General features: G+C 70.1%; 11 protein-coding genes. 6 read left to right on the top strand and 5 right to left on the bottom strand.

Going from position 1 to position 9,910, the window contains the following annotated elements:
* Window positions 1–182: 182 nt before the first annotated feature.
* The 3 genes from GHC57_RS17920 to GHC57_RS17910 all read left to right on the top strand — a co-directional run bounded on the left by GHC57_RS17920 (window position 183) and on the right by GHC57_RS17910 (window position 3,384).
* Window positions 183–1,361 (top strand): amino acid ABC transporter permease, encoded by a 1,179-nt coding sequence (locus GHC57_RS17920; protein WP_153346823.1) that lies wholly within the window; start codon window positions 183–185, stop codon window positions 1,359–1,361.
* A gap of 3 nt (window positions 1,362–1,364) precedes the next feature.
* Window positions 1,365–2,501, top strand: coding sequence for an amino acid ABC transporter permease (locus GHC57_RS17915; RefSeq protein WP_343031209.1), 1,137 nt, complete (start codon window positions 1,365–1,367; stop codon window positions 2,499–2,501).
* A 154-nt stretch (window positions 2,502–2,655) separates the two neighbouring features.
* A complete protein-coding gene (locus GHC57_RS17910; RefSeq protein ID WP_170294960.1) occupies window positions 2,656–3,384 on the top strand; it encodes an amino acid ABC transporter ATP-binding protein in 729 nt (242 codons plus the stop codon).
* 32 nt (window positions 3,385–3,416) lie between these two features.
* On the opposite strand, the gene GHC57_RS17905 is transcribed toward GHC57_RS17910, so the two are convergent.
* On the bottom strand, window positions 3,417–3,980 hold the full coding sequence (locus tag GHC57_RS17905) for an AAA family ATPase (protein WP_170294959.1): 564 nt from the start codon (window positions 3,978–3,980) through the stop codon (window positions 3,417–3,419).
* Window positions 3,981–4,191: 211 nt separating this feature from the next.
* On the opposite strand from GHC57_RS17905, the gene GHC57_RS17900 reads away from it, so the two are divergent.
* Window positions 4,192–4,416 carry an AbrB/MazE/SpoVT family DNA-binding domain-containing protein gene (locus GHC57_RS17900; protein WP_153346819.1) on the top strand — a complete coding sequence of 75 codons (225 nt, stop codon included), beginning with the start codon at window positions 4,192–4,194 and terminating at the stop codon, window positions 4,414–4,416.
* Between the two features lie 9 nt (window positions 4,417–4,425).
* The gene (locus GHC57_RS17895; RefSeq protein ID WP_153346817.1) at window positions 4,426–4,818 is read left to right on the top strand and encodes a type II toxin-antitoxin system death-on-curing family toxin; all 393 of its coding nucleotides are present in this window, start codon (window positions 4,426–4,428) and stop codon (window positions 4,816–4,818) included.
* A 143-nt stretch (window positions 4,819–4,961) separates the two neighbouring features.
* Here the strand turns inward: GHC57_RS17895 and GHC57_RS17890 are convergent, their stop codons facing one another.
* From GHC57_RS17890 to infA, 4 genes are all read right to left on the bottom strand, one after another.
* Window positions 4,962–5,666 carry an ABC transporter ATP-binding protein gene (locus GHC57_RS17890; RefSeq protein WP_153346815.1) on the bottom strand — a complete coding sequence of 235 codons (705 nt, stop codon included), beginning with the start codon at window positions 5,664–5,666 and terminating at the stop codon, window positions 4,962–4,964.
* 92 nt (window positions 5,667–5,758) lie between these two features.
* Complete coding sequence (locus GHC57_RS17885) at window positions 5,759–7,150, bottom strand: ribonuclease E/G (protein ID WP_153346813.1); 1,392 nt, start codon at window positions 7,148–7,150, stop codon at window positions 5,759–5,761.
* Window positions 7,147–7,761 (bottom strand): Maf family protein, encoded by a 615-nt coding sequence (locus GHC57_RS17880; protein WP_153346812.1) that lies wholly within the window; start codon window positions 7,759–7,761, stop codon window positions 7,147–7,149. Before GHC57_RS17880 ends, GHC57_RS17885 begins: the two co-directional genes overlap by 4 nt.
* 8 nt (window positions 7,762–7,769) lie before the next feature.
* Entirely contained in the window at window positions 7,770–7,988 is a 219-nt protein-coding gene (gene infA / locus GHC57_RS17875; protein ID WP_092785396.1) for a translation initiation factor IF-1, read from the bottom strand.
* A 229-nt stretch (window positions 7,989–8,217) separates the two neighbouring features.
* Between infA and guaA the strand changes: the two genes are divergently transcribed.
* The gene (gene guaA, locus GHC57_RS17870) at window positions 8,218–9,768 is read left to right on the top strand and encodes a glutamine-hydrolyzing GMP synthase (RefSeq protein WP_153346810.1); all 1,551 of its coding nucleotides are present in this window, start codon (window positions 8,218–8,220) and stop codon (window positions 9,766–9,768) included.
* Window positions 9,769–9,910: the final 142 nt, after the last annotated feature.

The following is a 9,910-nucleotide window of genomic DNA, read 5'->3' as shown; positions in this document are numbered from 1 at the left end:
CCCCGCTTGAGATCGCCCGTGGCCTGAACGCCCTGTGGACCAACGGCGGCATCCAGTACGCCCCGCCGGTCCGCTAACCCGCCCCCCGCCGGACCGGGGATCGGGGCCGCCGCCGCGGGGCCCGGTCCCCGGGCCCCGGTCTTTCCACCGACCGCCGTCACTCTCGCGAGGAGGTGCCGTCCATGGCCGAACCGGCCGCCCCGAAAAGCGTCGCTCCCTGGAACAATCCGCGCGTGCGCGCGGTGACGTTCCAGGCGGTCGCCCTGGTGCTCGTGCTGTGGTTCTTCTGGACCATCTTCCAGAACACCCTGACCAACATGGAAAGCCGCGGCATCACCACCGGCTTCGGCTTTCTGGACAACACGGCCGGGTTCGGCATCCTGTTCTCGCTGGTCCCCTACGACGAGAGCAACACCTACGGCCGCACGTTCATTGTCGGCATCCTGAATACGCTGCTCGTCTCCAGTCTCGGCATTCTGTTCGCGACCCTCCTGGGCTTCATCGTCGGTGTGGCGCGGCTGTCCAGCAACTGGCTGATCGCCAAGATGGCGCTGGTCTACGTCGAGATCACGCGCAACATCCCGCTGCTGCTGCAGATCTTCTTCTGGTACTTCGCGGTGCTGCGCGCCCTGCCCGGGCCGAAGCAGAGCCTTGAGTTCCCGTTCAACGCCTTCATGAACAACCGCGGCCTGTACATGGCGTCGCCCGATGTGGAGCCCTCGTTCTGGTTCGTCGTGGCGACGTTCGTGGCGGCCGTCGTCGGGTCCGTGGTGCTGATCCGCTGGGCCAAGAAACGCCAGGACGCCACCGGGCAGCGCTTCCCGGCCTGGCCGACCGCGTTCGCCCTGGTGATCGGCCTGCCCGTCATCGTGTTCTGGCTCATCGGCGCGCCCCTGCTGTGGGATCTGCCGGCGCTGGAGGGCTTCAACTTCAAGGGCGGCGTGCGCCTGATCCCCGAGTTCATCGCGCTGTGGCTGGCCCTGACGCTCTACACCGCCAGCTTCATCGCCGAGATCGTGCGCTCCGGCATCCAGTCGGTCAGCCATGGCCAGACCGAGGCCTCCATGGCGCTGGGCCTGCGTCGGGGGACCGCGCTGCGCCTGATCGTCATCCCGCAGGCGATGCGGGTCATCATCCCGCCCCTGACCAGCCAGTACCTGAACCTGACCAAGAACTCCTCGCTGGCCACCGCCATCGGCTATCCCGATCTGGTGGCCGTGTTCATGGGCACGACCCTGAACCAGACCGGCCAGGCGGTGGAGATCGTGGCCATGACCATGGCGGTCTATCTCACCATCAGCCTGTCCATCTCGCTGCTCATGAACCTCTACAACCGGGCCATGGCCCTGAAGGAGCGCTAGGCCATGGCGGAGATGACCCCCACCGGCGGCGCGCCGGCCGACAGCTTCCGTCCCATTCCGCCGCGTCCGCCGCCCTCGTCGGCGGTGGGCCCCGTGCGCTGGGTGCGCGAGAACCTGGTGTCCTCGCCGCTGAATGTGCTGCTGACCGCGATCGGCCTCTATCTGATCTGGCTGATCGTGCCGCCGCTGATCGACTGGGCGCTGGTCTCGGCGGACTTCTTCGGCTCGTCGTCCGACGACTGCACCAGCGACGGCGCGTGCTGGGTGTTCGTCGGCGCGCGCTTCCAGTTCTTCATCTACGGCTTTTACCCGGACCCGGAACGCTGGCGCGTCAACATCATGTTCCTGATGCTGGCCGCGTTCCTGGTGCCGCAGTTCCTGCCCGGCACCCCGGCCGTGGTGCGCAAGTGGCTGGGCATCTTCGGCCTGACGCTGTACCCGCTCATCACGGCGGTGCTGCTGCTGGGCGGCGTGTTCGGCCTGCCCGCCGTCGAGACCGGCAAGTGGGGCGGCCTGATGCTGACCCTCGTGCTGTCCTATGTGGGCATCGTCGCCGCCCTGCCCATCGGCATCCTGCTGGCGCTGGGCCGGCGCTCCCACATGCCGATCATCCGCACCATCTGCGTGATGTTCATCGAGCTGTGGCGCGGCGTGCCGCTGATCTCGGTGCTGTTCATGGCCTCGGTCATGCTGCCGCTGTTCCTGCCCGAGGGCGTGAACTTCGACAAGCTGCTGCGCGCCCTGATCGGCATCGTCATGTTCCAGTCGGCCTACATGGCCGAGGTCATCCGCGGCGGCCTGCAGGGCATCCCCAAAGGCCAGTACGAGGCCGCCGCCGCGCTCGGCCTGGGCTACTGGCGGGCGACCGGGCTCATCATCCTGCCGCAGGCGCTGAAGATGGTGATCCCCGGCATCGTCAACACCTTCATCGCCCTGTTCAAGGACACCACCCTGGTGCTCATCATCGGGCTGTTCGACATCCTGGGCGCCGTCCAGGCCTCCATCGTCGATCCCGCCTGGGGCCGGGTGGCCGTCGAGGGCTACGTGTTCGCCGCCTTCTGCTTCTGGGTCTTCTGCTTCGGCATGTCCCAGTACAGCCAGGGCCTGGAGCGCAAGCTGCACACGGGGCACAAGCGATGACGATGACGATGCCGATGACGATGCCGAAACCCGCCGCCGCCTTCTCCCGTTCCGTCACCAAGGACCGACGCCCATGACCGACATCATCTCCATGCAGGACCCCAACGGTCTGGTGGATGGCCATCCCGTGGACCACCATGTCGGCGCCGAGGCGATGATCCAGATCACCGACATGAACAAGTGGTTCGGCAGCTTCCACGTGCTGCGGGACATCAACCTGACCGTCCACAAGGGCGAGCGGATCGTGGTCTGCGGCCCCTCCGGGTCGGGCAAGTCCACTATGATCCGCTGCGTGAACCGGCTGGAGGAGCACCAGGCGGGCTCCATCGTGGTGGACGGCATCGAGTTGACCGAGGACGTCAAGAAGATCGACATGATCCGGCGCGAGGTCGGCATGGTGTTCCAGCACTTCAACCTGTTCCCGCACCTGACCGTGCTGGAAAACTGCGTGCTGTCGCCGATCTGGGTCCGCAAGGAGCCGCGCCGGCAGGCCGAGGAACGGGCCATGGCCCTGCTGGAGCGCGTCAAGATCCCCGAGCAGGCCCTGAAGTACCCCGGCCAGTTGTCGGGCGGTCAGCAGCAGCGCGTGGCCATCGCCCGCGCGCTGTGCATGAACCCCAAGCTGATGCTGTTCGACGAGCCCACCTCGGCCCTCGATCCCGAGATGATCAAGGAGGTGCTGGACGTGATGGTCCAGCTCGCCGAATCCGGCATGACCATGGTGTGCGTGACCCACGAGATGGGCTTCGCCAAGACCGTCGCCGATCGGGTGGTGTTCATGGACAGCGGCCAGGTGGTCGAGCAGGCGCCGCCGTCGGAGTTCTTCACCAACCCCAAGAGCGACCGCACCCGCCTGTTCCTGAGCCAGATCCTGAAGCACTGACGGCGTACACCGGCCGGCCCCCGGCCCCAAGATCAGGCGGGGGCCGCCGTCCGCTCCAGCACGGCCTCGACGATCCGGGGCAGGTCGCCGTCGCGGTCGGTGACCGTCCACACGCCGTCGTCGCCGATGTCGGCCAGCAGATCCCGGACCCGGCGGTCGGCCGCCAGCGCTTCCTCCCACGATTCCAGGCGACCATAGGCATCGTATGTCCCCGGCGGTCGCTCCAGCCGCAGGTCGAGGCGGCGCGGCCGCGCATGGCACCAGCGCACCAGATCGTGAAAACATGGCGGGTCGTCCGGTGACGCGTACACGCTCGCCAGCAGCACCGGCCCGTCGCACACCACCACGTCCACCTTGCCCAGCCGGGTTTCGATCCGGCCCCACTGGTCACCCAGGATGGTGACCTTGTTGTGGATGGCGTGCGGGCGGCCTTCCCAGATGCGGTCCTTCGGCACCTCGGTCACCAAGTCTACGCAGATGTGCCGCCGCTTCAGGGCCGCGAACAGGGCGGCGGCGAAGGTGGACTTGCCGACGCCCGGCCCGCCGAACACGTTGACCACCAGCGTTTCGCGCGCCTCAGGGGGGTGGGTCGTCATGGCCGGGCTCTCCGGTGTTGGCAGGGGGAACGCCGGTGGGCATACCCCGACAGCGCCGCGCGGACAACGCAGGGAGCGGGCATTTTGGGGAGCGCCTGCGATGCGCACCCAACCGGCGGCGCCCTGCTGCCCTCGCCTTGACGGAAGAACCCACGATATTCCATGCTGACCCAGCACGTGACGGAGTCCAGGATCTGCAGGGAGGTGCGCCATGCGAACCCAACGCCTGACCGAGGTCGGCAACGCGACGGGCGTCACCATTCCGCCTGATGTGCTGTCGGCGGCGTCCATGGACCGGGGCGATACCGTGACCGTGACCGCCCGCGATGGCCGCATCGAAATCGCCAAGGCCGCCGACGCGTGCTCGGACACCATGGAGGCCGGGCGCGCCTTCATCCAGCGCTATCCCCGCACCCTGCGCGATCTTGCCCAGTGATTGAGCGCCATGATCGCGCCGGTCCTGCCGCCGATTGAGGCGATCGAGGCGCTGCACCGGGACCTGATCGAGACCTTCGGCGGGCAGCCGGGGCTGCGGGATCGGGGCGCCTTGGAACGGGCCATGGCCCGGCCGCTACAGGTGATCGCCTACGGGGGTGACACCGTTTCCGTCATCGACGTGGCTGCCGCCCTGTGCGTCAGTCTGAGCCGGAACCACCCGTTTCTGGATGGCAATAAGCGGATCGCCTTTGTGGCCCTGGGCGTGACGCTGATCCTCAACGGGTACGATCTCGATGCCACCGAGCGGGAGGCGACGGCGGTCATGATGGACCTCGCCGCCGGGCGGCTGGAGGAAGAGGCGTTCCGTGCCTGGGTTGCGCGGACCTGTGTCGAACGCTGAGGTCGGTCCGCCGACGTGTCCTGTGCGGGTCCTGCCCCGCCGCCGGGGCTTCGCCCTCCGCCGGCGTCCGGCGCGCGGCCTTTTCCGGGAACACCAGTTCCACGCGCAGGCCGGGCGCGTTGTCCAGCAGGTCCAGCCGCGCCCTAAATCCCCAGATACGCCTCGCGGACCCGGTCGTTGGTCAGCAGGGCCGGGCCGGTGTCGGTCAGCACCATGGCGCCCGTTTCCAGCACATAGCCCCGGTCGGCGACGCCCAGCGCGGCGTGGGCGTTCTGCTCCACCAGGAACAGGGTGGTCTTCTGCTCCTTCAGCAGCTTGATGGTGTCGAAAATCTCGCTGACCAGCAGCGGCGCGAGGCCCATCGACGGCTCGTCCAGCAGCAGCAGGCGGGGGTGGGACATCAGCGCCCGGCAGATCGCCAGCATCTGTTGCTGCCCCCCCGAGAGCGTCCCGGCGGGCAGGTGCCGCTTTTCCTTCAGGATGGGGAAGCGCACGTACATGCGCTCCAGGTCGTCGGCGATATTGGGCCCCTTGCGGCGGAACGCGCCGAGGCGGAGATTGTCCTCCACCGACAGCGGGCCGAACATCTGGCGGCCTTCCGGCACCTGGCTGATGCCCAGCGCCACGCGCCGGTGCGACGACGCGCGGGTGATGTCCGCGCCATCGAACAGGATGCGACCGGCGGAGACCGGCTGCACGCCGGACACGCAGCGCAGCAGGGTGGTCTTGCCGGCGCCGTTGGCGCCCACCAGAGCGACCAGTTCGCCCTCGCCGATGGCCAGATTGACCCCGTCGAGCGCCTGGATGCGGCCGTAATGACTGGCCAGCCCCTCGATCTCCAGAAGCATCGTGCCCCGTCTCCCCGTTTCCTTTGGCGGCCCGCGTGCGGGGCCTTGCCTTTGGTCCTAGAGGGGAACGGGCGGGATGACAATCCCCGGCGTCACCCCGGCAGGATCAGCCGCACGGCGCGGCGGGTCTCCACGTCGCGCACCGCATCGGCCAGGGGACCGCGCAAGACGGCGGCCGTCGCCGGGTCCCCATCGAGCTGAAGGCGGGCCGGCGGCGGGGTCACCCGCGCCGCCCGGTCCGCCGCGCGCAGGGCCGCGACGGCGCGGCCTTCGGGTCCGGTGAGGGTCTCCGCCAGGGTGGGGCCGCGCCGCTCCCGCGTGATCTCGATCAGGCCCAGCCGCGACACCCCGGCCAGCCGCGCCGGCCAGGGATCGGCCGCCAGCGCCGCGTCCAGCGCGGTGCGGTCGCCCGTCGGCAGACGCGGCCCGCCCGGGATCAGGTCCACCAGGATCGACCCGGCCAGCCCGCGCCGGCGCAGTTCGCCCGGCAGCCCGGCCAGGGCCATGGCGTTGGCGGCCTGCGCGTCGCCCGATCCGGCGTCCACGTCCACGGCGACCAGGGCGGCCGTGGGCTCGATCACCATGCGCCCGCCGGAGGGCAGCGGCACCACCGGGTCCAGCGCCGCGTCCAGGGCTTCGGCGATGCCGGTGGCCTCGACCAGATCGTCCGGGCCGGTGTGCGCGAGCCACGCGGGCGGCGCCTCCAGCCAGGCCGCCAGATCCGCCGCCAGCGGCCGCCGCATGCGGGCGTCGTCCAGCACCACCACCGAGGGCGGCATCTCGTCGTCCGGTCCCAGCAGCGCGCCCCAGTCGAGCGGGGCCGGTCGGACCAGGGCGGGCGGGGTCGCGGTTTCGGTCTGCGTGGTCAGGTCCGCCCAGGCCGTGCGCAGCCGCGCCAGATCGCCGTGCAGGTCCGCCCAGGCCGTGCGCAGCCGCGCCAGATCGCCGTGCAGGTCCGCCGGATCCGCCCCGGCCGCGCCGGTGCGCACCACCAGCGACTCCCCCTTGGCCGCCGCGCCCTTGGCCCAGGCGCGCAGGCGGCCGCGCTCGGCGTCGTCCGTCAGGCGCTTCGAGACCGCCGCGCCCGGCCGCCGGCCGCCCAGCGCCAGCCGGGGCGAGGTGAGCGCCACGGCGCGGGTCAGCCGGGCGGCCTTGGTGCCGCCGTGGGGTTCGGTGCGGGCCGCCTGCCGCACCTGCACCAGCACCGCGCGGCCCTCGGACACCGCCGGGCCGGTCATCTCCCGCGCGTCCAGGAAGCCGTCGCCCCATGGCCCCAGGTCCACGAACGCCGCGCCGTCGGGCAGGCGCGCGCGCACGCGGCCCAGCAGCACCGCGCCGGGCGCGGCCGCCCAGGGCCGGTGATGCACGATGGCGGTGAGGCAACCGAAGTCCAGGCGCGCCGCCCGGGTCTCGCCGGGGGAGACCGAGACCACCAGCGCCGACGATGCGTCCAGGGCCGCCACGATGGCATCGCCCGAGGTCACGGCGCGGGATAACCCCGGCCGCGCAGCAGCGCCCGGGTTTCGTACAGCGGCAGGCCGATCACGTTGGAGTGGGAACCCACGAGCTGGCGCACGAACGCTTCGGCCCGGCCCTGGATGGCATAGCCGCCGGCCTTGCCGTGCCACTCGCCGCTGTCCAGGTAGGCCGCCAGCTCGCCCGCATCCAGCCGCTTCAGGACCACGCGGGTCTCGACCACGCGTTCGGACAGATCGCCATCGGGCGCGACCAGGGCCACGCCGCCCCACACCCGGTGCGACTCGCCGGCCAGCAGGGACAGGCAGCGCCGCGCGGTCGCGGCGTCCTCCGCCTTGGGCAGGATGCGGCGGCCGCGCGCAACCACCGTGTCGGCGGCCAGCACGAACGACCCGGGATGGCGCGCGGCCACGGCCCGGGCCTTGTCGCGGGCCAGGCGGCGGGCATGATCGCGCGGCAGTTCGCGGGGCAGCGGGGATTCGTCGAGGTCGGCCGGATCCACCCGGTCCGGCGTCACGCCGAGGCGCGCCAGCAGGTCCAGGCGGCGCGGCGAGGCGGAGGCCAGCACCAGCGGCGGGCGCGGGGCGTCGGGGGCGCCCGGCGGGGCGTCGCCCGTCATCGGGCCGCCTACTTGTAGCGGAAGGTGATGCGACCCTTGGTCAGGTCATACGGGGTCATTTCCACGTTGACCCGGTCGCCGGCCAGCACGCGGATGCGGTTCTTGCGCATCTTGCCGCTGGTATGGGCGAGCACCTCGTGGTCGTTGTCCAGCTTCACGCGGAACATCGCGTTGGGCAAAAGCTCCGTGACGGTGCCGTTGAACTCGATGGCGTCTTCCTTGGCCATGCCTGCTCCTGATTGGGTTGCGCCGCACCCGGACCGGGGTCTGCCCGCGCGCGGGTGCCCCGATTATTGGGCGCCCATGACATGAACCCGATTCGGATCGGGGTCAAGTCCCCCAACCCGCGCGGGATGGGGACATTTGCGGGTGCCCCGGGGCAACCGGCCCTGCTATAGATCGCCCCAATCCCGTCCGTATCCCGTCCGTGTCTCTTCCGCCGGAGCCCGCCCGTCCATGGACCGCATCCTCATCATCGATTTCGGCAGCCAGGTCACCCAGCTCATCGCCCGCCGCGTGCGCGAATCCGGGGTGTATTGCGAGATCCACCCGTTCAACAGCGTCAGCGGGCGCGACATCCGGGCGTTCGGGGCCAAGGGCGTGATCCTGTCCGGCGGACCGGCCTCGGTCACCGCCATGGGTACGCCGCGCGCGCCGCAGGAGCTGTTCTCCATGGGGCTGCCGGTGCTCGGCATCTGCTACGGCCAGCAGACCATGGTGGAGCAACTGGGCGGGCGCGTGACCACCTCGGACCACCGCGAGTTCGGCCGCGCCTTCCTGGATGTCAAGGACACCTGCGCCCTGTTCGATGGCGTCTGGCAGATCGCCGAGCGCCATCAGGTGTGGATGAGCCACGGCGACCGCGTGGACCACCTGGGGCCCGGCTTCCGCGTGGTGGGCACCAGCGACGGCGCGCCCTTCGCCGCCATCGCCGACGATGCGCGGCATTTCTATGGGGTGCAGTTCCACCCGGAGGTCGTCCACACACCCGAGGGCGCCGCCCTGCTGCGCGCCTTCACCCACGGGGTGTGCGGCTGCTCCGGCGACTGGACCATGGCCGCGTTCAAGGATCAGGCGATCGAGCGCATCCGCGCGCAGGTGGGCTCGGGCCGGGTGCTGTGCGGCCTGTCGGGCGGCGTGGACAGCGCGGTGACCGCCGCCCTGGTCCACGAGGCCATCGGCGAGCAGCTCATCTGCGTGTACGTGGACCACGGCCTGATGCGCCAGGGCGAGAGCGAGCAGGTCGAGGCCGTGTTCCGCGACCGCTTCAACATCCGCCTCGTGGTGCGCCACGCCGACGACCTGTTCCTGGACGCGCTGGACGGCGTGACCGACCCCGAGGTCAAGCGCAAGACCATCGGCAAGCTGTTCATCGATGTGTTCGAGGACGAGGCGAAGAAGATCGGCGGCGCCGACTTCCTGGCCCAGGGCACGCTCTATCCCGACGTGATCGAGAGCGTGTCGTTCCACGGCGGCCCCTCGGTCACCATCAAGTCCCACCACAACGTGGGCGGCCTGCCCGAGCGCATGAACATGAAGCTGGTCGAGCCCCTGCGCGAGCTGTTCAAGGACGAGGTGCGCGACCTGGGCCGCGAACTGGGGCTGCCCGAGGCCATGGTCGGCCGCCACCCCTTCCCCGGGCCGGGGCTGGCCATCCGCCTGCCGGACCAGCCGGTGACGCGCGAGAAGCTGGCGATTTTGCGCAAGGCCGACGTGATCTATCTGGAGGAGATCGCGCGCGCCGGCCTGTACGACGCCATCTGGCAGGCCTTCGCCGTGCTGCTGCCGGTGCGCAGTGTCGGCGTGATGGGCGACGGCCGCACCCACGATTTTGTCCTGGCCCTGCGCGCCGTGACCGCGACCGACGGCATGACGGCGGACTACTTCCCCTTCGACCACACCTTCCTGGGCCGTGTGGCGAGCCGCATCATCAACGAGGTCAAGGGCGTCAACCGCGTGGTCTATGACGTGACCAGCAAGCCCCCGGGAACGATTGAGTGGGAGTAGGGGGTTATCAAGCCCCTCCTTCTATCAACTGATAATGGGCGCCCAAAATAGCGGAGATCCACCTTAAAGGCTTATCCCTTTGCTTCCGGCGCGATCAACATATCGTAGGAGATTGGGCCTTTGGTGGTGGCGATGCCCAGGA

Origin of the sequence: Roseospira navarrensis, from assembly GCF_009601025.1 — a bacterium.
In the GTDB taxonomy this organism is placed as follows: Bacteria; Pseudomonadota; Alphaproteobacteria; order Rhodospirillales; family Rhodospirillaceae; genus Rhodospira; species Rhodospira navarrensis.
The sequence above is the reverse complement of the archived record's forward strand: the minus strand, read 5'-3'. Positions and strand labels throughout refer to the sequence as shown.

Excerpts from the sequence above, each read along its gene's own strand:
- infA (WP_092785396.1), bottom strand. The coding sequence starts at position 7,988 with ATGGCCAAGGAAGACGCCATCGAGTTCAACGGCACCGTCACGGAGCTT.
- GHC57_RS17915 (WP_343031209.1), top strand. The coding sequence starts at position 1,365 with ATGGCGGAGATGACCCCCACCGGCGGCGCGCCGGCCGACAGCTTCCGT.
- GHC57_RS17895 (WP_153346817.1), top strand. The coding sequence starts at position 4,426 with ATGATCGCGCCGGTCCTGCCGCCGATTGAGGCGATCGAGGCGCTGCAC.
- GHC57_RS17880 (WP_153346812.1), bottom strand. The coding sequence starts at position 7,761 with ATGACGGGCGACGCCCCGCCGGGCGCCCCCGACGCCCCGCGCCCGCCG.
- GHC57_RS17890 (WP_153346815.1), bottom strand. The coding sequence starts at position 5,666 with ATGCTTCTGGAGATCGAGGGGCTGGCCAGTCATTACGGCCGCATCCAG.
- guaA (WP_153346810.1), top strand. The coding sequence starts at position 8,218 with ATGGACCGCATCCTCATCATCGATTTCGGCAGCCAGGTCACCCAGCTC.
- GHC57_RS17905 (WP_170294959.1), bottom strand. The coding sequence starts at position 3,980 with ATGACGACCCACCCCCCTGAGGCGCGCGAAACGCTGGTGGTCAACGTG.
- GHC57_RS17920 (WP_153346823.1), top strand. The coding sequence starts at position 183 with ATGGCCGAACCGGCCGCCCCGAAAAGCGTCGCTCCCTGGAACAATCCG.
- GHC57_RS17910 (WP_170294960.1), top strand. The coding sequence starts at position 2,656 with ATGATCCAGATCACCGACATGAACAAGTGGTTCGGCAGCTTCCACGTG.
- GHC57_RS17900 (WP_153346819.1), top strand. The coding sequence starts at position 4,192 with ATGCGAACCCAACGCCTGACCGAGGTCGGCAACGCGACGGGCGTCACC.